The sequence below is a fragment of the Streptomyces sp. NPDC048650 genome, assembly GCF_043199095.1.
Taxonomy (GTDB): domain Bacteria; phylum Actinomycetota; class Actinomycetes; order Streptomycetales; family Streptomycetaceae; genus Streptomyces.
Genome location: NZ_JBICVM010000004.1, coordinates 609,156 through 629,560, shown reverse-complemented (window position 1 = coordinate 629,560; position 20,405 = coordinate 609,156). Strand labels below are relative to the sequence as shown.

Below are 20,405 nucleotides of genomic sequence, written 5' to 3'. Positions count from 1 at the left end.
CTCCGGCATGGCCGCCCGGCTGCGGTTCTCCATCGCGGCGGCCAAGGACCACGACGTCCTGATGATCGACGAGGCGCTGGCCACCGGCGACCGCAAGTTCCAAAAGCGCTCCGAGGCCCGCATCCGCGAGCTGCGCAAGGAGGCCGGCACGGTCTTCCTGGTCAGCCACAACAACAAGTCGATCCGGGACACCTGCGACCGGGTCCTGTGGCTGGAGCGCGGTGAGCTCCTGATGGACGGCCCGACGGACGAAGTGATCAAGGCGTACGAGAAGGAGACGGGGAAATAACCCCGCCCCGTTGATCCGGCCTGCTCCCGAAGGTCTCCGTGAGTCCGGCTCGCGGGGGCCTTCGTTCGTTAACAGATGGTCAACTCTTCCGGGGACCGGAACAGTTGGCGCGCCGGCGGCGTTGAAAGGATCGTTGCCCGAGGCTTCGGTACCCCCACGTACGAGGGTGAGATGTACGGCGTAAGCTGTACGCGTACCGAACGGCACAAGTGGTACAAGTCGGGCAATGCTCACCCGAGCGGGCGAAGGAAGGCTCGTTCAGGGTCGCGCTGTGACCAGCGGCGTGTCCGAAATAGGATGTTTTAGCTCGGCGGTGTAGAACGGGAGACGTGACGGTAATGGCTACTGGTTGGCTCCGGCTCCGAGACGCGCCGGGCAGCCCGCGGTGAGCGAAGGGGAGGCGTTGACGCGCACCGTCGGCCACCGACGGGCGAAGGTCACCGGCGAGCCGGCCGACGCGCAGTCGCGCACCGTGCTCGACAAGGCCGCGCACGAGAACTTTCCGGTGGCGCCGTTCTTCCTGCCCCGTGCCTGGCGAGCCGACCTGATGGCCGTCTACGGCTTCGCCCGGCTCGTCGACGACATCGGCGACGGCGATCTCGCGCCGGGCGGCGGCGATGCCGCGCTCCTCGGGGTGGACCACGCACAGGCCGAGGACCGCGTCGCGATGCTCGACGCCCTGGAGGCGGACCTGCAGCGGGTCTTCACGGACCGCGCCCCCGGCCCCCGTCATCCGCTGCTGCGCGCCCTGGGCCCGACCGTCCGCCGCTGCGCGCTCACTCCCGAGCCCTTCCTCGGCCTGATCGAGGCCAATCGCCAGGACCAGGTGGTCTCCCGCTACGGCACCTACGACGACCTGCTGGCCTACTGCGAGCTGTCCGCCAACCCCGTCGGTCGACTCGTCCTCGGCATCACCGGCACCACGAGCCCGGAGCGCGTCCGGCACTCCGACCGGATCTGCACCGCCCTGCAGATCGTCGAGCACCTCCAGGACGTGGCCGAGGACCTCGACCGCGACCGCATCTATCTCCCCACCGAGGACTTGAAACGTTTTGGTGTCACCGAAGCCGATCTGGCCGCCCCGAAAGGGGGCGCATCGGTGCGCGCACTGATCGCCTACGAAGCTGAACGCGCCCGTGACCTGCTGGATGAAGGTGCCCCGCTGGTGGGTAGCGTCCACGGCAGACTCAAGCTGTTGCTGGCCGGCTTCGTCGCCGGCGGGCGCGCCGCACTCCAGGCGGTCGCGGCCGCCGATCACGACGTACTCCCTGGACCGCCCAAGCCGACCAAGCTCAGCCTGCTGCGCGAGGTGGGGGCGACATTGCGAAGAGAGGGGTGAGCCGGACCGTGGAGGCAACCGCACACGCATCCGCGCCGGTGCTCGCTGCGTACCGCTACTGCGAGGCCGTCACCGGGCAGCAGGCACGGAACTTCGCCTATGGCATCCGGCTCCTGCCCACCGACCGGCGGCAGGCCATGTCGGCGCTCTACGCCTTCTCCCGCCGGGTCGACGACATCGGCGACGGCGCCCTGGAGGCCGTCGCCAAGCAGCAGCGCCTGGAGGACACCCGGGAGCTGCTGGCCCGCATCAAGGACGGCCGGATCGACGAGGACGACACCGACCCGGTGGCCGTCGCGCTGGCCGATGCCGCCCGGCGGTTCCCCATCCCGCTCGACGGGCTCGACGAGCTGATCGACGGCGTGCTGGCGGACGTCCGCGGCGAGACGTACGAGACCTGGGACGAGCTCAAGGTCTACTGCCGCTGCGTCGCCGGAGCCATCGGTCGACTCTCGCTGGGCGTGTTCGGCACGGTGCCCGGCGCACCGGACGCCGAACGCGCCCCGGAGTACGCCGACACGCTCGGCCTCGCCCTTCAACTCACCAACATCCTCAGGGATGTTCGCGAGGACGCGGACAACGGCCGCACGTATCTCCCCGCCGAGGATCTCGCCAAGTTCGGCTGCTCGGCGGGCTTCAACGAAGAGGTCCCGCCGCCCGGCTCCGACTTCACCGGCCTGGTGCACTTCGAGGTCAAGCGCGCTCGTGCGCTGTTCGCCGACGGCTTCCGGCTGCTGCCGATGCTCGACCGGCGCAGCGGTGCCTGTGTGGCCGCGATGGCCGGCATCTACCACCGCCTGTTGTCGCGCATCGCCGCCGACCCCGAGGCGGTACTGCGTGGCCGGGTCTCACTGCCCGGCCGGGAGAAGGCATTTGTCGCCGTGCGCGGGCTCTCCGGCCTCGACGCGCGCGCGATCGGCCGCCGTGAGTCCGTCCGGAGGCGCGGATGATCCGCCGGGCCGCGTGCGACTGCGGTGATCCCGCGCCCGCGCGGCAGGCAACCCTCCCGGGGACGACTGCGTCCCTGACTGCGGTACGGGGGGAGATCACATGACATCGGCAGCCGCGCGGCACGACCGGCACGGCGACGGGCCGTCGACCGCGGTGGTCATCGGCGGCGGCATCGCGGGCACCACCGCGGCGCTCGCGCTGGCCGACGCGGGCCTGCGGGTCACCCTCGTCGAGGGCCGGCCCCGGCTCGGCGGCCTGGTCTTCTCCTTCCGCCGCGACGGCGCCGCCGGTGAGCTGGCCGTCGACAACGGCCAGCATGTCTATCTGCGCTGCTGCACGGCCTACCGCGCGTTCCTGGAGCGGATCGGCGCCGCGTCCCTGGTGCCCCTTCAGGACCGGATGGACGTCCCCGTGCTGGACGCCGACCGGATGCGGCTCGGCCGGCTGCGCCGTACGGCCCTGCCCGTACCGCTGCACCTGGCGGGCAGCCTCGCGGCCTATCCGCACCTCTCGCCCGCCGAGCGGGCGGGCGTCGTCCGCGCCACCCTCGCCCTCAAGGGCCTGGACCCGGCCGATCCCGCCCTGGACGACGTGGACTTCGGCAGCTGGCTGCGCCGCCACGGCCAGTCCTCCCGCGCCATCGAAGCGCTGTGGGACCTGGTCGGCATTGCCACCCTGAACGCCACCGCGGGCGACGCCTCCCTGGGGCTGGCCGCCAAGGTCTTCCGGACCGGCCTGCTGTCCGCACCGGGCGCCGCCGACATCGGCTGGGCCCGGGTGCCGCTCGGCGAGGTGCACGACGAGCTCGCCCGCACGGCCCTGGAGAAGGCCGGCGTACGCATCCGGCTGCGCACCCGCGCCATGGGCGCCGAGCGCACCGACGGCGGCTGGCAGGTCCGGGTCGCCGGCGGCCCGCACGACCACGAGCGGCTCGCCGCGGACACCGTCGTCCTGGCCGTACCGCAGCGCGAGGCGCACGGGCTGCTGCCCGACGGAGCCCTGGCGGACCGGGACCGGCTGCTGGAGATCGGCACGGCGCCGATCCTCAACCTCCATGTGGTCTACGACCGCAAGGTGCTGCGCCGTCCCTTCTTCGCCGCCGTCGGCTCCCCGGTGCAGTGGGTCTTCGACCGCACGCACGCCTCCGGGCTGACGGGCGGCGGCCAGTATCTGGCCGTCTCGCAGTCCGCCGCTCAGGAGGAGATCGACGAGCCGGTCGCCAAGCTCCGCGCCCGCTATCTCCCCGAGCTGGAGCGGCTGTTGCCCGCCGCCCGGGGCGCCCGGATCCGCGACTTCTTCGTCACCCGCGAGCGCACCGCGACCTTCGCGCCCGCACCGGGCGTCGGCAGGCTCCGCCCCGCCGCCCGCACCCAAGCTCCCGGCCTGTACCTGGCCGGTGCGTGGACCGCCACCGGGTGGCCCGCGACCATGGAAAGCGCTGTTCGCAGCGGCACTGCCGCCGCTCGCGAGGCACTCAACGAACTCGGCTTCCCCCAGGGCCAGTTGCCTCAGGAGGCGGCATGACTACGAGTACGAGCGCTCGCACGAGCACGAGTATCGGAAACAGAGGAGAAACCGTGAATCCGGCTTCCCCAGCTATCGACACCGAGAGCGTCACCGCGCTGCTGGAGCGCGGGCGGACACTCGCCACTCCCGTGCTGCGTGCCGCCGTGGACCGGCTCGCTCCTCCCATGGACACCGTCGCCGCCTACCACTTCGGCTGGATCGATGCCGCGGGCCGCCCCTCGACGGGCGACGGCGGCAAGGCCGTCCGGCCCGCCCTCGCCCTGCTGTCGGCCGAGGCCGCCGGCGCCGCCCCCGAGGTCGGTATCCCCGGCGCGGTCGCCGTCGAGCTGGTGCACAACTTCTCGCTGCTGCACGACGACCTGATGGACGGCGACGAGCAGCGCCGGCACCGCGACACGGTCTGGAAGGTGCACGGCCCCGCGCAGGCGATCCTGGTCGGCGACGCGCTGTTCGCCCTCGCCAACGAAATACTGCTGGAGCTGGGCACCGTCGAGGCCGGCCGGGCCACCCGCCGGTTGACCCTGGCCACCCGCAGGCTGATCGACGGTCAGGCCCAGGACATCTCCTACGAGCACCGCGAACGGGTCACCGTCGAGGAGTGCCTGGAGATGGAGGGCAACAAGACCGGCGCGCTGCTGGCCTGCGCGGTCTCGATCGGTGCGGTCCTCGGCGGTGCCGACGACCGGACGGCCGACATCCTGGAGCGGTACGGCTACCACCTCGGCCTCGCCTTCCAGGCGGTCGACGACCTGCTCGGCATCTGGGGCGACCCGGATGCCACCGGCAAGCAGACCTGGAGCGATCTGCGCCAGCGCAAGAAGTCGCTGCCGGTCGTCGCGGCGCTGGCCGAGGGCGGTGGGGCCTCCGAGCGCCTCGCCCGGATCCTGGCCGCCGACGCCAAGAAGACGGAGACCGAGATCGCCGACTTCACCGAGGAGGAGTTCGCCTCCCGGGCGGCCCTCATCGAGGAGGCCGGCGGCCGCGAATGGACCTCCCAGGAGGCCCGCCGCCAGCACGCCACCGCCATCGCCGCGCTGGACGAGATCGACATGCCGGAAAAGGTCCGTGCGCAGCTGGTCGCGCTCGCGGACTTCGTCGTCGTACGGGAGAGATGATCACCATCGATACGAACTAGTTCGCAGTCGCCGGCCGGTGCCAGCCGGGCGCCGGCCGACGGAGTCCCTGAGCACGCTTTGACAGTTCACTGCCGAAGGGGAAGCCATGACAGCGACGACCGACGGAAGTACCGGGGCGCTGCCGCCCCGGGCCCCTTCGGCCAGCGATGCCACCGCTGAGAAGACCGACACCGCCGCCGTGCGGCGCGCGACCGCCCGCGCCGCCGACCACCTGCTCTCCCTCCAGGATCCCGCCGGCTGGTGGAAGGGCGACCTCGCCACCAACGTCACGATGGACGCCGAGGACCTGCTGCTCCGTCAGTTCCTGGGCATCCAGGACCCCGAGCTCACCGAGGCCGCCGCCCGGTTCATCCGCGGCGAGCAGCGCGAGGACGGCACCTGGGCCACCTTCTACGGCGGGCCCGGCGAACTGTCCACCACCATCGAGGCCTATGTGGCCCTGCGGCTCGCCGGGGACGCCCCCGAATCGACGCACATGGCCAGGGCCTCCGCCTGGATCCGCGGACAGGGTGGGATCGCCGCCGCCCGGGTCTTCACCCGTATCTGGCTCGCCCTCTTCGGCTGGTGGAAGTGGGACGACCTCCCCGAACTCCCGCCGGAACTGATCTACCTCCCCAAGTGGTTCCCGCTCAACATCTACGACTTCGGCTGCTGGGCGCGGCAGACGATAGTGGCGCTGACCATCGTCTCGGCGAAGCGGCCGGTACGCCCGGCGCCGTTCGCCCTCGACGAGCTGCACACCGATCCGCGCCGCCCCGCCCCGCCGCGCCCGCTCGCCCCCGCCACCAGCTGGGACGGCGTCTTCCAGCGCCTGGACAAGGCGCTGCACGTCTACCACAAGGTCGCGCCGCGCCGGCTGCGCGGCGCCGCGATGCGCTCCGCCGCCCGCTGGATCATCGAGCGGCAGGAGAACGACGGCTGCTGGGGCGGCATCCAGCCGCCGGCCGTCTACTCCGTCATCGCCCTGCATCTCCTCGGCTACGACCTGGCGCACCCGGTGCTGCGCAGCGGCCTGGAGTCGCTGGACCGCTTCAGCGTCTGGCGCGAGGACGGTGCCCGGATGATCGAGGCATGCCAGTCCCCGGTGTGGGACACCTGCCTGGCCACCGTCGCGCTCGCCGATGCCGGACTGCCCGCCGATCACCCGAAGTTGGTCCGGGCCGTCGACTGGATGCTCGACGAGCAGATCGACCGGCCCGGCGACTGGTCGGTGCGCCGTCCCCAACTCGCCTCCGGTGGCTGGGCGTTCGAGTTCGAGAACGACAACTACCCGGACATCGACGACACCGCCGAGGTGGTGCTGGCGCTGCGTCGGGTCGAGCATCCCGATCCGCAGCGCGTCGATGCCGCGGTGCGCCGGGCGGTGCGCTGGAACCTCGGTATGCAGTCCAAGAACGGCGCCTGGGGCGCCTTCGACGCGGACAACACCAGCCGGTTCCCCAACCGCCTGCCGTTCTGCGACTTCGGTGAGGTCATCGACCCGCCGTCGGCCGACGTCACCGCGCACGTCGTCGAGATGCTCGCCGACGTCGGCCGTACGCACGACCCGAGCACCCGCCGCGGCATTGACTGGCTGCTGGCCGAACAAGAGCCCAGCGGCGCCTGGTTCGGTCGCTGGGGCACCAACTACGTCTACGGCACCGGCTCCGTCCTGCCGGCGCTGGCGGCGGCCGGCATCCCCGCCTCGCATCCCGCGGTCCGCCGGGCCGTCGGCTGGCTGCATCGGGTGCAGAACGCCGACGGCGGCTGGGGCGAGGACCAGCGCTCCTACCAGGACAAGACGTGGGCCGGGCGCGGTGCCTCGACCGCCTCGCAGACCGGCTGGGCGCTGATGGCGCTGCTCGCGGCCGGGGAACGGGACAGCGAGCCGGTACGGCGCGGCGTGCGCTATCTGGTCGGCACCCAGCGCGCGGACGGATCGTGGGACGAGCCGTACTTCACCGGCACGGGCTTCCCCTGGGACTTCTCCATCAACTACCACCTCTACCGCCAGGTCTTCCCGCTGACGGCCCTGGGCCGCTATGTCCACGGCGGAGCGGCCGACGCGCCGTTGGGAATCTGATGCCGAGACCGGCCCCGGCAGACGCCGATCCGCCGCTGCTGATCGCTTGTGCGCTCGGCATCGAACGGCTCGCACTGCGGGGCGGTCGCGGTGGTGGCCCCCGTCCGCCGGTGGTCACCCTCCGTACGGGCATGGGCCCCCAGTCCGCCGAACGCGCCCTGGCGGCAGCCCTGCGGGACGGCGCGGCCACCGCGCGGTCGCCGGTCGTCGCCAGCGGATTCTGCGCCGGGCTGGCCCCGGGGATGCGGCCGGGGGACGTGGTGGTCGCCGAGGCCACCCGCGATCATCGGGCCGATGCCCGGGACATCCCCTGCCGGGACAACGGCCCGCTCCTGGCAGCGCTCCGCCGGCGCGGGCTGACCGTGCACACCGGCCTGCTGCGCGGCTCCGACCATCTCGTGCACGGCACGGAGCGCGCCGCGCTGCACGCCGAGGGCGCGGTCGCGGTGGACATGGAATCCGCCGCCACCCTGCGTGCCGCGGTGCGTGCCGGAAATCGCCCGGTTGCGGCCGTCCGGGTGATCGTGGACGCTCCAGAACATGAACTCGTACGGATCGGCACGGTGCGCGGTGGAATATCGGCCTTCCGTGTGTTGCGCTCCGTTCTTCCTGTTTTCTTCGAATGGCACCGTTCTTTGCTGCTCCCCAGGAGGTGAGCCAGATGGCCATGCCGCTTCGCCAGACCATCCGGGTCGGGACCTATCTTTTTGAACAGAAGATGTTGCGCCGGCGCGAGAAGTTTCCGCTCATCGTCGAGCTGGAGCCGCTCTTCGCCTGCAACCTGAAATGCGAGGGCTGCGGGAAGATCCAGCATCCGGCGGGCGTCCTCAAGCAGCGCATGCCGGTGGCGCAGGCGGTCGGGGCGGTGCTGGAGTCCGGCGCGCCGATGGTCTCCATCGCCGGCGGCGAGCCGCTGATGCACCCGCAGATCGACGAGATCGTCCGTCAGTTGGTGGCGAAGCGGAAGTACGTCTTCCTCTGCACCAACGCCATGCTGCTGCGCAAGAAGATGGAGAACTTCACGCCCTCTCCGTACTTCGCGTTCGCGGTGCACATCGACGGGATGCGGGAGCGGCACGACGAATCCGTCGCCAAGGAAGGCGTATTCGACGAGGCGGTGGCGGCGATCAAGGAGGCCAAGCGCCGCGGCTTCCGGGTCACCACGAATTCCACCTTCTTCAACACCGACACCCCGCAGACCATCATCGAGGTCCTCAACTTCCTCAACGACGACCTGCAGGTCGACGAAATGATGCTGTCGCCCGCCTACGCCTACGAGAAGGCCCCCGACCAGGAGCACTTCCTGGGGGTCGAGCAGACCCGTGAGCTGTTCCGGAAGGCCTTCGCCGGCGGCAACCGGCGCCGCTGGCGACTCAACCACAGCCCGCTCTTCCTCGACTTCCTGGAAGGCAAGGCGGACTTCCCCTGCACGGCCTGGGCGATCCCCAACTACTCCCTCTTCGGCTGGCAGCGCCCCTGCTACCTCATGAGCGACGGGTACGTCCCGACGTACCGGGAGCTCATCGAGGAGACCGACTGGGACAAGTACGGCCGCGGCAAGGACCCGCGCTGCGCCAACTGCATGGCGCACTGCGGCTATGAGCCCACCGCCGTGCTGGCCACCATGGGATCCCTGAAGGAGTCGCTGCGCGCCGCCAGGGAGACCGTCGGCGGGAACCGCGGGTGACGTGATGAGCGGTGTGCCCGCGGCCGCCGGGCTTCCCGGCGGCCCGGCGCACCGCAGCGACGGCCCAGCGCACCGCTCGGGCGGCAGCGGGGGCCCGGCCGTCGGGACCGCACCGGGGCCGAAGACCGCCGGCGCGCTCACCTCGGCGAGCGTGAAGCCGGCCGTGCGCACGCGGGAGCGGTGAGCACCGCCGGGCGCCCGACGTCACCGTCAGCAGAAACCCTGGAGGGGGACCGAGCATGACCATGCTGGAGCACATCGGCGAGCCGCGCGACCTCAAGGCGCTGCCCGCGGAGCGGATGGACGAACTCGCCGAGGAGATCCGGGAGTTCCTCGTGCAGGCCGTCGCCCGGACCGGCGGTCATCTGGGACCCAACCTGGGCGTGGTCGAGCTGACCCTCGCCCTGCACCGGGTCTTCGACTCGCCCGCCGACCGCATCCTGTGGGACACCGGCCACCAGTCCTACGTCCACAAGCTGCTCACCGGCCGCCAGGACTTCTCCAAACTGCGGGCCAAGGGCGGCCTGTCCGGCTACCCCTCGCGGGCCGAGTCCCCGCACGACGTCATCGAGAACAGCCATGCCTCCACCGTGCTGGGCTGGGCCGACGGCCTGGCCAAGGCCAATCAGGTCCGCGGCCGGAAGGACCATGTCGTCGCCGTGATCGGGGACGGCGCGCTGACGGGCGGTATGGCGTGGGAGGCGCTCAACAACATCGCGGCCGCCAAGGACCGCCCGCTGATCATCGTCGTCAACGACAACGAGCGCTCCTACGCGCCGACCATCGGCGGCCTCGCCAGCCATCTCGCCACCTTGCGCACCACCGACGGCTACGAGAAGTTCCTGGCCTGGGGCAAGGACGTCCTCCAGCGCACCCCGGTCGTCGGCCAGCCGCTCTACGAATCGCTGCACGGCGCGAAGAAGGGCTTCAAGGACGCCTTCGCACCGCAGGGCATGTTCGAGGACCTCGGCCTGAAGTACGTCGGCCCGATCGACGGGCACGACATCGCCGCCGTGGAGTCCGCGCTCCGCCGGGCCGCGGGGTTCCACGGCCCGGTACTGGTGCACTGCCTGACGGAGAAGGGCCGCGGCTATCAGCCCGCCCTGGAGGACGAGGCGGACCACTTCCACACCGTGGGCGTGATGGACCCGCTGACCTGCGCGCCCGTCACGCCGCCCGGCGCACCCACCTGGACCTCCGTCTTCGCCGACGAGATGGTGCAGATCGGAGCCGAGCGCGAGGACGTCGTCGCCGTCACGGCGGCCATGCTCCAGCCGGTCGGGCTCGGGAAGTTCGCCGCCGCCCACCCGGACCGGGTCTGGGACGTGGGCATCGCCGAACAGCACGCCGCGGTCTCGGCGGCCGGCCTCGCCACCGGCGGCCTCCACCCGGTCGTCGCCGTCTACGCCACCTTCCTCAACCGGGCCTTCGACCAGATCCTGATGGACGTGGCCCTGCACCGTTGCGGCGTCACCTTCGTCCTCGACCGGGCCGGCGTCACCGGTACCGACGGCGCCTCGCACAACGGCATGTGGGACATGTCGATGCTGGGCGTCGTACCGGGCCTGCGGATCGCCGCACCGCGCGACGCCGACCAGCTCCGCGCCCAGCTGCGCGAATCCCTGGACGTGGACGATGCGCCGACCGTCATCCGATTCCCCAAGGAGCTGGTGGGGGACCCCGTCCCGGCCCTGGAGAAGGTCGGCGGCGTCGACGTCCTGCACCGCACGCCGCGGCCGGACGTCCTGCTGGTCGCGGTCGGCGTGATGGCACCGGTCTGCCTGCGGGTCGCCGAGCTCCTCGCGGCGCGCGGCGTCGACGCGACGGTCGTCGACCCGCGCTGGGTCAAGCCGGTCGACCCCGCCGTCCCCCAGCTCGCCGCCCGGCACGCCCTGGTGGCCGTGGTCGAGGACCACAGCCGCACCGGTGGCGTGGGGTCGGCGGTCGGCCAGGCACTGCGGGACGCGGAGGTGGACGTACCGCTGCGCACCTTCGGCATCCCCGAGCAGTTCCTGGCGCACGCCAAGCGCGGGGAGCTGCTGGCGGAGCTCGGACTCACCCCGGCCGAGATCGCCGCGCGGATCAGCGACGCGCTGGCTGCCAAGAACCCCGCGTCGGCCCGTAAGGAGAACGTCTCGTGACCGGATTCGACCTCGCACAGCTGCTCGCCGAACGCGGCGCTGAGCGCTACGACCTGCACACCCGCCATCTCAACCACCAGCTGCCGCGGATGTTGCACACCATCGGGTTCGACAAGGTCTACGAGCGGGGCGAGGGCGCCTACTTCTGGGACCGCGACGGTCGGGACTACCTCGACATGCTCGCCGGCTTCGGCGTGATGGGCCTGGGCAGACACCACCCCGTCGTACGCCAGGCACTGCACGACGTCCTGGACGCCGGCCTGCCCGACCTCACCCGCTTCGACTGCCAGCCGCTGCCCGGCCTGCTCGCCGAGAAGCTCCTCACGTACGCGCCCCACCTGGACCGTGTGTTCTTCGGCAACAGCGGCACCGAGGCCGTCGAGACCGCTGTGAAGTTCGCCCGCTACGCCACCGGCCGGCCCCGCATCCTCTACTGCACCCACGCCTTCCACGGCCTGACCACCGGCTCGCTCTCCGTCAACGGCGAGGACGGCTTCCGCGACGGCTTCGCGCCGCTGCTGCCGGACACCGCCATCGACATGGGCGATCTGGACGCGCTGGAGCGGGAGTTGAGCAAGGGCGACGTCGCGGGCTTCATCGTCGAGCCGATCCAGGGCAAGGGCGTCCACCCCACCCCGCCGGGCTTCCTGCCCGCCGCGCAGCAGTTGCTGCGCCGGCACAAGGCCCTGCTGATCGCCGACGAGGTGCAGACCGGCCTCGGCCGCACCGGCGACTTCTTCGCCTACCAGCACGAGGACGGCGTCGAACCGGATCTGGTGTGCGTGGCCAAGGCGCTCTCCGGCGGCTACGTCCCGGTCGGCGCGACGCTCGGCAAGGACTGGATCTTCAAGAAGGTCTACTCGTCCATGGACCGGGTGCTGGTGCACTCCGCCAGCTTCGGGTCCAACGCCCAGGCCATGGCGGCCGGTCTCGCGGTGCTGTCCGTGATGGAGGACGAGCAGACCGTCGCCCACGCCCGGCACACCGGCGATCTGCTGCGCGAGCGGCTCGCCGCGCTCGTCGACACGTACGAGCTGCTGCACGACGTCCGCGGGCGCGGCCTGATGATCGGCATCGAGTTCGGCAAGCCCAGGTCGCTGGTCCTGCGGGGACGTTGGACGATGCTGCAGGCGGCCCGCAAGGGGCTCTTCGCGCAGTTGGTCGTGGCGCCGCTGCTGCAGCGCCATCGCATCCTCACCCAGGTCTCCGGCGACCATCTGGAGGTCATCAAGCTGATTCCGCCGCTGATCATCGGGGAACGGGAAGTGGACCGGTTCGTCGAGGCGTTCACGGCCGTCATGGACGACGCCCACAACGGCGGCGGACTGATGTGGGACTTCGGGCGGACGTTGGTCAAGGCGCACCTGGGGCGGGCCGCCGTGTGAGGTCCCGGCAGGGCCCGCCCTCCGCCGCGGTCACGAGGGCGACCTCCCAGTAGTGGATCCCGCTGCCCCGCCGTCCGCGGACGGCCTCGCACCGGGAGGCCCGAGGGGTGCGGGCGGGCCTGCGTGCCACTAGGGTTGATCCCTGCCTGCGCCGGAAAGGTGCAGGCCAGAGTATGTGGTGACGGCTTGTGAGAGCCACCGGGCCGCAGGTTGGTGCGGCAGCGGTCGTCGACCGCCGATGAGTCCGGGGGATGCATCCATGATCGCTGCAACGACGGTACGGGCCGTCAACGACCTGACGGGCAGTTGGGCGCGGGAGGCGGTGGGGGAGCGGGGCACGGCCCTGACGGCCGCCGGGCTCTGGCCGCTGCTGGCCCTGCTGGCCGGGCCGGCGGCGGGCGAGGCCCGTGCGGAACTGGCCGGCGCGATCGGCACGGACGCGGAGCACGCCGTGTCCGAAGGGCGCGCCCTGCTCGACGCGCTGGCCGCAGCGGACGGCATCGATGCCGCGGTGGGACTGTGGACCCGGCGCGTGCTGGAGCTGCGCCCGGAATGGCTGGACGGCCTGCCACTCGACGTCCACGGCGAACTGTCCGGGGACGCGGCGGCGGATGCGGCGGCGATGGACGCCTGGGTGCGGCGGCACACCGACGGCCTGATCGAGCGGATGCCCGTAGCGGCCGGTCCGAGCACCCTCCTGGTGCTCGCGAGTGCGCTGCTGGTGCGGACGACATGGTGCAAGGCGTTCCGCGAGGTGCCGCTGCGGACGACCGAAGGGCCGTGGGCGGGCCGGGAGTTGGCCGGGCTGCATCGTTCCGACACGGCATCGGAGCAGGTCCGGGTGCACCGCTCGCCGGCCGGTGCGCTGACCACGGTGCAGGTCGAGGGCGACAACGGCCTGGACGTGCACCTGCTGCTCGGACCGCCGGAGCTGCCCGGTGGCGAGGTGTTGCGCCATGGCGTCGCGGCGCTGGGCGGCGGGTATCCGGTGCAGTCCGGTACGGAGCTGGGGGACGGCGCCGGGCCCGGGGTGCAGGTGCGGACGACGACCAGCTGGGACGGGGCCCCGCGGACCCAGCTGACCTGCGCGCGCTTCACCGTCGACGCCGATCACGATCTGCTGGCGCAGGCGGGGCTGTTCGGACTCGCCACGGCCACCGACGGCTCGCGGGGGCACTTCCCCGGGATCAGCGCGCAGCCGCTGGCGGTGTCGTCGGCCCGGCAGACGGTCACCGCGACCTTCGGGCCGCTGGGATTCCGGGCGGCGGCCGTGACGGCCATCGGGATGCGCGCGGGCTCCGCGCTGCGGCCGCAGCAGCAGTCGCAGGTCCTTTCGGCGACCTTCGACCGGCCCTTCGGCTTCCTCGCGGTGCACCGGGAGTCGGGACTGGTGCTGGTCGCGGGGTGGGTCACCGACCCGGACCAGCACCAGGACCGGCCGCGCCGGCTCGAGCGCCGGTGAACCACGGCGTACGGACGGCCCGGCGGGCAGTCGCCGGGCCGTCCGTACGCCGGGCGGGGTCAGTCGGTCAACAGCCGGGCGCGCAGTCGCTCGCGGGTGGCGTCGGTCAGCTTGAGGCCCTCGGCGAGGTAGCGGTCCCGGGAGCCCCAGGTCTGCTCGATGGTGTCGAAGGCGGCGGTGAGGTAGTCGGTGTGCGCGCCGAACAGCGGCGAGAGCAGCTCCATGACCTCCTCCGACATCCCGACCGCGGAGTTGTCGCTGCGGCGGATCTTGTAGCGGCGGTGTGGGTCGTTGGACTTGAGGTAGTCCGTCTCGATGGCGTCCGGCTCCACACCGACCGCCAGCAGTGTCACGGCCACGGACAGGCCCGCCCGGTCCTTGCCGGCCGCGCAGTGCATCAGCGCGGGAAGGCTGTCCTCGGCGAGCGCGTGCAGCACCCGGCTGTGGTCCTCGGTGCGGGTGGTGATGATGTGGCGGTAGGTCGACGACATCCGGGCCGCGGCCTTGCCGTCACCGAGCGCGGTCCGCAGCTGGTCCACGTGGCCGTCGCGCACCATGGTCCAGAACTCCGCGCCGTCGGCCGGATCGGTGAGCGGGATGTTCACGTTCCGCACGCCGGGGAGCGAGACGTCGGGGCCCTCGAGCTTGATGTCCGCGGCGTTGCGGAAGTCGAAGACGGTGTGCAGGCCGAGGCCGGCGAGGAATTCGGCGTCCGCCTCGGTCGCGTGGGCGAGATGGCCGCTGCGGAACAGCCGCCCATGACGTACCCGACGCCCGTCCACGGTCGGCAGTCCGCCCACATCGCGGAAGTTGCGGACCTCCGCGAGCTCGGAGTGGTCCTGCGGGACCTGCGGCGTCTGCGTCACGGGCGCTCCTTCTGTTCGGCCGCCGACGCTCGTCGTCCACGCGGCGGGGCTACTCCGACGATACGACATTGGTGCAATAGGCAACCAGCTCGCGACGGCGCCGCCGTGTGACTCTCGAGGTGACGTGCGGCGGCCGCCTCCCGACCGCACATGAAGCGATGATGGAGCAGTCTGTGACCAATCGTTATTCCCATTTGAGGAGAATTTGACTGGGTGGTATTAATCACCTCCCGTCAACCCCTGGTTACGATGGCGTAGGTCACTTCTCAAGGTGAAGTATGTCCTGACGTGGCAGACGATTCGAAGAACCTCAGCAGCGGCGCCGGTGGCGCCATCGGGTCGTACGCAGCCGTCGGGGACAGCTTCACCGAGGGGGTCGGGGATCCCGGCCGTGACGGGGCGTACATCGGTTGGGCGGACCGCCTCGCGGTCCTCCTGTCGGACCAGCGGGAAGAAGGGGACTTCCGCTACGCGAACCTCGCCGTGAGGGGGCGGCTTCTCGACCAGATCGTCGAGGAGCAGGTGCCCCGGGCGAAGGAGCTGGCCCCCACGCTGGTGACGTTCTGTGCCGGCGGGAACGACATCCTGCGGCCGGGCTCGGACCCGGACGCGGTGGCCGAGCGGTATGAGCGGGCGGTCGCCGACCTGCGGACCTCGGTCGGGACGGTGCTGCTGTGCACCGGGTTCGACACCCGCGGGATGCCCGTCCTCAAGCATCTGCGCGGCAAGATAGCGACCTACACGGCGCACGTCCGCGCCATCGCGGACCGGCACGGCTGCCCGGTGCTCGACCTGTGGTCGCTGAGGTCGGTGCAGGACCGGAGGGCGTGGAGCGAAGACCGGCTGCATCTGTCCGCCGACGGGCACACCCGGGTGGCGCTGCGCGCCGCACAGGTGCTCGGGCTCACCGTGCCGGCCGACCCGGACCAGCCGTGGCCGCCGGAGGCGGAGCGGTCGGCCGCCGACGCGCGGCGGGACAACATCCACTGGGCGCGGGAACACCTGGTCCCGTGGATCGGGCGCCGGCTGCGCGGCGAGTCCTCGGGGGACCACGTCGAGCCCAAGCGGCCCGATCTGCTGCCCCTGTGACGCAGGAGTGCGGCCGCACGAAACGGCGGGCGCACGGAACGACTGAGGCCCCGGTCTCCGCCGATGGCGGACCGGGGCCTCAGTGTGCCGCGGTGGTGTAGGGCAGATCCGCCCAGACGACCCGGCCCTGGCCGCCGTCGTCGCGGCGCGTCCCCCAGCTCTCGGACAGTGCGCCGACGAGGAACAGCCCTCGTCCGCACTCCTTGTCCACGCTGCCGGGCTGAGCGTGCGGCGCCGAGGTGCCGGAGCCGCCCTCGTCCGTGATCTCTATGCGGACATACGACCCGACGAGGGTCACCTCGCAGCCGACCTTCTCGCTGTCGGTGTGCCGCACCGCGTTGGTGAACAGTTCGGACACCACCAACTCCACGTCGTCACGGACCTGTTGGGCCGCGCCCCAGGAACGCAGGAGCGTGCTGACCCGCCGGCGTGCCTCGGGGACCGAGGTGCGCCGGGCCGGCAGATGGAACGCGTCCTGGGGGTGCTCGGCGGCGAAACCGCAGTAGCGCCCTAACGAGGGAGCGTTTTTGGAGGAAGCCACGACGTAACTATGTGCGATGTTGGTCACCGATGGCAAGGATCACTCTGTAATTTGCAGAATCGCATATGCAGCCTGTTCGTCCTCCTGACGGCATGACACACTGCTGAACACATAAGTCAGTTGGAGGGGATCAGGCGTGGTGGACCCACGTTCGGCCGGAGCGCCGACCGTCCTGCGGGTGGTGCTCGGCAAGCGGCTGCAGGATCTGCGCGAGAAGGCGGGACTGTCCTTCGAACAGTCCGCGCGGGCCCTCGACGTCACCCACGCGACGATACGGCGCATGGAGAAGGCCGAGGTCGGGCTCAAGATCCCCTACGTCGAGAAGCTGCTGGCGACCTACGGCGTCACCGACCAGGAGGAGATCGACGGTTTCCTCGCGCTCGCCCGCGAGGCCAACAAGCCCGGCTGGTGGCACAACTTCCGCGACGTACTGCCCGAGTGGTTCAGCGCGTTCGTCAGCCTGGAGAGCGAGGCGAACCTCATCCGGGCCTACCAACCGCACTACGTCCCCGGCCTGCTGCAGACCGAGGAGTACGCCGCCGCCGTCCTGCGGGCCGGCATGCCGCACGCCCCCGCCGCGGACATCGACCGCATCGTGGCGCTGCGCATGGAGCGCCAGTCGCTGCTGACCCGCGATCAGGCCCCGATGCTCTGGGCGGTGATGGACGAGACCGTCCTGCGGCGCCCGATCGGCGGCCCGCAGGTGATGCGCGACCAGATCGCCCGGCTGATGGAGGCCACCGCGCTGCCGAACGTCCGGCTGCAGGTCATGCCCTTCGCATCCGGCCCGCATCCCGCGATGTACGGGCCGTTCCACATTTTCCGCTTCCCGATCCCGGAGCTGCCGGACATCGCGTATGCGGAAAGCCTCGTCGGAGCCGTGTACTTCGACCAGCGCAACGACGTCTCGCAGTTCCTGGAAGCCCTGGACCGGATGTGTGCGCAGGCCGCGCCGGCACACACCACCCGGGACATTCTGGGTGGCTTTCGCAAGGAGATCTAACCCCCCATGGATCGCATACGCATCTACAACGGCATGCCCGCCAACGAACTGGGCAACGACGGCTGGCACAAGCCGTGGAGTGGCGGAAACGGAGGCGAGTGCGTCGAGGCCATGCGGTTGAAGGACGGCCGGGTGGCGCTGCGCCAGTCCACCGACCCGAACGGCCCGGCCCTGATCTACACCCATCACGAAATGGTGAGCTTCATCGAGGGAGCGAAGGCCGGGCACGCCGACTTCCTGCTCACCGCGGCACCCTGCCGGCGCGTGGAGCGGAGGACGGCATGAGCGAGAACTTCCCCCCGAAGGCGCCGGACTCCCCGGCCGCGGGCATCGGGCCGTATGTCAAGGGGCCGGAGCACACGGGCTTCTCGGCCGAGGAGATCGACACCAGCAGGCCGCATCCGGGCCGGATGAACGACTACTTCCTCGGCGGCTGGGACAACTACGAGGTCGACCGCGAGGCCGCCGACCACGTCCTGAAGATGCACCCCCAGGTACGCGACAGCGCCATCGCCAACCGCGCGTTCCAGGGACGGGCCCTGCGCGCACTGGCCGCCGAGGGCATCCGCCAGATCATCGACATCGGCACCGGCATCCCCACCCCGCCCACCACCCATGAACTGGCCCGCGAGGTCGCGCCCGACACCGCTGTCGTCTACGTCGACAACGACCCGATCGTCGCCACCCACGCCCAGGCCCGGCTCACCACCACCGAACGCACCGCGTTCGTGCTGGGCGACCTCCGCGACCCCGCGGCGATCCTGGGCCATCCCGCCGTCCGCGAGCTGATCGACTTCGACCGTCCGGTGACGCTGCTGATGGCCGTCGTCCTGTCTTTCGTCCAGGACAGCGAGCACCCGGCCGCCATGGTCGCCGCCTTCGCCGACGCGCTGCCCGCGGGCAGCCACCTCGTGCTGTCCCACTCGACGTACGAGCCTTACGAGGCGTACGCGGAAGGCGCGGTGGACGAGGTCAAGCGCGCGATGACGGAGAAGATCTACCAGTGCTCCGCCGCCCCGCTCAACCTGCGGTCGAAGGCCGACATCGCCTCCTTCTTCGGACCGTTCACGCTGCTGGAGCCGGGCGTCGTCCGGGTGCCGCTGTGGCGTCCGGACGGTGAGGTGCCCGGCCCCGCGGCCCTCAACGACATCGTCTTCTACGGCGGCGTGGGAAGAAAGGACTGAGCCGGAGCCGCCGTCAGCCCCGGCAGAGCACCTTCGCCAGCGCCGCGTCGAGCTCCCCGGCGAGGTCGGCCGCCGTACCCGGGGCCCGCCACGCCACGAACCCGTCAGGGCGCACCAGCACCGCGCCCTGGGGCGTCGTGCCGTGGGCCTCGGCCCAGTCGGCGCCCTCGTCCGGGGCGAGGTCGTCCTCGGGGCGGTCGCCGATGCTGTAGGCGGGCAGGTCGAGCGACCAGCGCTCCGCGGCCCGGGCGGCCGCGGTGCGCCAGCCCTCGCCGTCCGGCCCGGTGAGCAGGACCAGGGACTGCTCGTAGAGGTCCAGGGTCGACAGCCGTACGCCCGCGCGCCGGAGCCACATGTGGGGGGCCCGGGTGCCGGGGGCGCCGGTGAGCTGCATCCGGGCGGGGACCACCGGGAGTTCGGGGTCGGCGCCGGCCACCGCACCCCGCGGGTAGCTGTAACCGAGCGCGACGGTGAGCACGCCGCTCTGCCGGCCGCCGCCGGCGCCGGGAGCCGCGGCATAGCCGGGGTGGCTGTGTTCCGCGGAACGGGCGGAGGCACGGGCACTGGTGGCGCGGGCCACCGGCTGGCGTTCCGACTCGTAGGTGTCCAGCAGGCCGGGGCCCGCCCAGCCGTTCACCACGGCGGCGAGCTTCCAGGCCAGGTTGTGGGCGTCCTGGATGCCGGTGTTGGAGCCGAACGCACCGGTGGGGGACATCTCGTGGGCCGAGTCGCCGGCGAGGAAGACCCGGCCCTCCGAGTACCGCTCGGCGACGCGCTCCGCCGCGTGCCAGGGCGCCTTGCCGGTGATCTCGACGTCCATGTCCGGCACGCCGGTCGCCCGCCGGATGTGGTCGATGCACCGCTCGTCGGTGAAGTCCTCCAGGGTTTCGACCCGGTCCGGGTGCCAGGGGGCGTGGAAGACCCACTCCTCCTGGTTGTCCACCGGGAGCAGCGCGCCGTCGGCCTCCGGGTTGGTCAGATAGCAGGCGATGAAGCGGCGGTCGCCCACCGCCGCCGCCAGCGCGGGGGCCCGGAAGGTGATGCTGACGTTGTGGAACAGGTCCCCGGGGCCGGTCTGGCCGATGCCGAGCCGTTCCCGGGCGGGGCTGCGGGGGCCGTCGGCGGCGATGAGGTAGTCCGCGTGCACGGTGGTGTGCTCGCCGGTGTCCCGGTTCTTGACGACTGCGGTCACCCCCTCGCGATCCTGGTCGAAGGAGAGCAGTTCGGTGTGGAAGCGCAGGTCGCCGCCGTGTTCACGGGCGCAGCGCACCAGCACCGGCTCCAGGTCGTTCTGACTGCACAGGCACCACCCGGCGGGGCTGAACCGGGCCAGCCCGCCGCCCGGGTCGATCTCCTTGAACAGCCACTCCTGCTCCTCGCCGGTCAGCGACGGGGTCTGGAGGATGCCGTGGTTGTCCGCCAGGACGGAGGCGGCCTCCCGGATCCGCTGTTCGGCGCCCGCCACCCGGTACAGCTCCATCGTGCGAACGTTGTTCCCCCGGCCGCGCGGGTGCCGGGAGGTGTCGGAATGCTTCTCGACAAGCATGTGCCGCACTCCCAGGCGCCCCAGGAACAGCGAAGCGGACAGCCCCACCAGGGAACCGCCCACGACAAGTACCGGAACCCTGTCCTCGACCGTTGGACTCATTGCCTGCTCCACTCCCTCTGCGCTCGTGGAGGGGGAGTGTCCCCGGCCGGTGAAGCGTTCGATCATGGTTCACCCGCATGGCCCACACATCTCGC

Annotated in this window: 17 protein-coding genes and 1 pseudogene; 15 read left to right on the top strand and 3 right to left on the bottom strand. The window is 71.5% G+C overall.

The features are described 5' to 3' along the window. The 11 genes and pseudogenes from ACGFML_RS15225 to ACGFML_RS15175 form a co-directional block, all read left to right on the top strand. Positions 1–289: pseudogene (locus tag ACGFML_RS15225) on the top strand (ABC transporter ATP-binding protein); the annotation flags it as partial. Positions 290–761: 472 nt separating this feature from the next. Then, positions 762–1,628, top strand: a complete 867-nt coding sequence (gene hpnC / locus ACGFML_RS15220) for a squalene synthase HpnC (protein WP_393543785.1) — start codon at positions 762–764, stop codon at positions 1,626–1,628. Beyond that, positions 1,625–2,578 carry a presqualene diphosphate synthase HpnD gene (gene hpnD, locus ACGFML_RS15215; protein WP_393543737.1) on the top strand — a complete coding sequence of 318 codons (954 nt, stop codon included), beginning with the start codon at positions 1,625–1,627 and terminating at the stop codon, positions 2,576–2,578. The genes hpnC and hpnD overlap by 4 nt, the downstream gene beginning before the upstream one ends. Before the next feature lie 100 nt (positions 2,579–2,678). Then, positions 2,679–4,103 (top strand): hydroxysqualene dehydroxylase HpnE, encoded by a 1,425-nt coding sequence (gene hpnE, locus ACGFML_RS15210; RefSeq protein WP_393543735.1) that lies wholly within the window; start codon positions 2,679–2,681, stop codon positions 4,101–4,103. Continuing rightward, on the top strand, positions 4,100–5,221 hold the full coding sequence (locus ACGFML_RS15205; RefSeq protein WP_393543733.1) for a polyprenyl synthetase family protein: 1,122 nt from the start codon (positions 4,100–4,102) through the stop codon (positions 5,219–5,221). The genes hpnE and ACGFML_RS15205 overlap by 4 nt, the downstream gene beginning before the upstream one ends. Before the next feature lie 106 nt (positions 5,222–5,327). After that, complete coding sequence (gene shc / locus ACGFML_RS15200) at positions 5,328–7,304, top strand: squalene--hopene cyclase (protein WP_393543731.1); 1,977 nt, start codon at positions 5,328–5,330, stop codon at positions 7,302–7,304. Further along, positions 7,304–7,960: a 1-hydroxy-2-methyl-2-butenyl 4-diphosphate reductase gene (locus ACGFML_RS15195; protein WP_393543729.1), complete on the top strand. Its 657-nt coding sequence runs from the start codon at positions 7,304–7,306 to the stop codon at positions 7,958–7,960. Before shc ends, ACGFML_RS15195 begins: the two co-directional genes overlap by 1 nt. Positions 7,961–7,965: 5 nt before the next feature. Then, a complete protein-coding gene (gene hpnH / locus ACGFML_RS15190) occupies positions 7,966–8,991 on the top strand; it encodes an adenosyl-hopene transferase HpnH (RefSeq protein WP_393543727.1) in 1,026 nt (341 codons plus the stop codon). Between the two features lie 239 nt (positions 8,992–9,230). Beyond that, positions 9,231–11,132 carry a 1-deoxy-D-xylulose-5-phosphate synthase gene (gene dxs, locus ACGFML_RS15185; protein WP_393543725.1) on the top strand — a complete coding sequence of 634 codons (1,902 nt, stop codon included), beginning with the start codon at positions 9,231–9,233 and terminating at the stop codon, positions 11,130–11,132. Next, a complete protein-coding gene (locus tag ACGFML_RS15180; RefSeq protein ID WP_393543723.1) occupies positions 11,129–12,517 on the top strand; it encodes an aspartate aminotransferase family protein in 1,389 nt (462 codons plus the stop codon). The genes dxs and ACGFML_RS15180 overlap by 4 nt, the downstream gene beginning before the upstream one ends. Positions 12,518–12,776: 259 nt before the next feature. Then, positions 12,777–13,979: a serpin family protein gene (locus tag ACGFML_RS15175; RefSeq protein ID WP_393543721.1), complete on the top strand. Its 1,203-nt coding sequence runs from the start codon at positions 12,777–12,779 to the stop codon at positions 13,977–13,979. Between the two features lie 59 nt (positions 13,980–14,038). Here ACGFML_RS15175 and ACGFML_RS15170 read toward each other — a convergent pair whose 3' ends face one another. Beyond that, positions 14,039–14,845 (bottom strand): tyrosine-protein phosphatase, encoded by an 807-nt coding sequence (locus tag ACGFML_RS15170; protein ID WP_393543719.1) that lies wholly within the window; start codon positions 14,843–14,845, stop codon positions 14,039–14,041. Positions 14,846–15,133: 288 nt separating this feature from the next. Between ACGFML_RS15170 and ACGFML_RS15165 the strand changes: the two genes are divergently transcribed. Then, a complete protein-coding gene (locus ACGFML_RS15165; protein WP_393543717.1) occupies positions 15,134–15,934 on the top strand; it encodes an SGNH/GDSL hydrolase family protein in 801 nt (266 codons plus the stop codon). 79 nt (positions 15,935–16,013) lie between these two features. On the opposite strand, the gene ACGFML_RS15160 is transcribed toward ACGFML_RS15165, so the two are convergent. Continuing rightward, positions 16,014–16,475, bottom strand: coding sequence for an ATP-binding protein (locus tag ACGFML_RS15160; RefSeq protein WP_393543715.1), 462 nt, complete (start codon positions 16,473–16,475; stop codon positions 16,014–16,016). A 136-nt stretch (positions 16,476–16,611) separates the two neighbouring features. Between ACGFML_RS15160 and ACGFML_RS15155 the strand changes: the two genes are divergently transcribed. Genes ACGFML_RS15155 through ACGFML_RS15145 form a run of 3 tightly spaced genes read left to right on the top strand, consistent with a single transcriptional unit; the run spans position 16,612 to position 18,662 of the window. Beyond that, a complete protein-coding gene (locus tag ACGFML_RS15155) occupies positions 16,612–17,478 on the top strand; it encodes a helix-turn-helix domain-containing protein (protein ID WP_393543714.1) in 867 nt (288 codons plus the stop codon). 6 nt (positions 17,479–17,484) lie between these two features. Then, positions 17,485–17,763 (top strand): DUF397 domain-containing protein, encoded by a 279-nt coding sequence (locus tag ACGFML_RS15150; protein ID WP_393543712.1) that lies wholly within the window; start codon positions 17,485–17,487, stop codon positions 17,761–17,763. Next, positions 17,760–18,662 (top strand): SAM-dependent methyltransferase, encoded by a 903-nt coding sequence (locus ACGFML_RS15145; protein WP_393543710.1) that lies wholly within the window; start codon positions 17,760–17,762, stop codon positions 18,660–18,662. The genes ACGFML_RS15150 and ACGFML_RS15145 overlap by 4 nt, the downstream gene beginning before the upstream one ends. 13 nt (positions 18,663–18,675) lie before the next feature. Here ACGFML_RS15145 and ACGFML_RS15140 read toward each other — a convergent pair whose 3' ends face one another. After that, a complete protein-coding gene (locus tag ACGFML_RS15140; RefSeq protein WP_393543708.1) occupies positions 18,676–20,310 on the bottom strand; it encodes an FAD-dependent oxidoreductase in 1,635 nt (544 codons plus the stop codon). Between the last annotated feature and the right edge of the window lie 95 nt (positions 20,311–20,405).

Bases quoted from the DNA above. Each gene is read 5' to 3' on its own strand.
- ACGFML_RS15145 (WP_393543710.1), top strand. From the start codon at position 17,760: ATGAGCGAGAACTTCCCCCCGAAGGCGCCGGACTCCCCGGCCGCGGGC.
- ACGFML_RS15150 (WP_393543712.1), top strand. From the start codon at position 17,485: ATGGATCGCATACGCATCTACAACGGCATGCCCGCCAACGAACTGGGC.
- hpnE (WP_393543735.1), top strand. From the start codon at position 2,679: ATGACATCGGCAGCCGCGCGGCACGACCGGCACGGCGACGGGCCGTCG.
- ACGFML_RS15195 (WP_393543729.1), top strand. From the start codon at position 7,304: ATGCCGAGACCGGCCCCGGCAGACGCCGATCCGCCGCTGCTGATCGCT.
- shc (WP_393543731.1), top strand. From the start codon at position 5,328: ATGACAGCGACGACCGACGGAAGTACCGGGGCGCTGCCGCCCCGGGCC.
- hpnH (WP_393543727.1), top strand. From the start codon at position 7,966: ATGGCCATGCCGCTTCGCCAGACCATCCGGGTCGGGACCTATCTTTTT.
- ACGFML_RS15140 (WP_393543708.1), bottom strand. From the start codon at position 20,310: ATGAGTCCAACGGTCGAGGACAGGGTTCCGGTACTTGTCGTGGGCGGT.
- dxs (WP_393543725.1), top strand. From the start codon at position 9,231: ATGACCATGCTGGAGCACATCGGCGAGCCGCGCGACCTCAAGGCGCTG.
- ACGFML_RS15205 (WP_393543733.1), top strand. From the start codon at position 4,100: ATGACTACGAGTACGAGCGCTCGCACGAGCACGAGTATCGGAAACAGA.
- ACGFML_RS15175 (WP_393543721.1), top strand. From the start codon at position 12,777: ATGATCGCTGCAACGACGGTACGGGCCGTCAACGACCTGACGGGCAGT.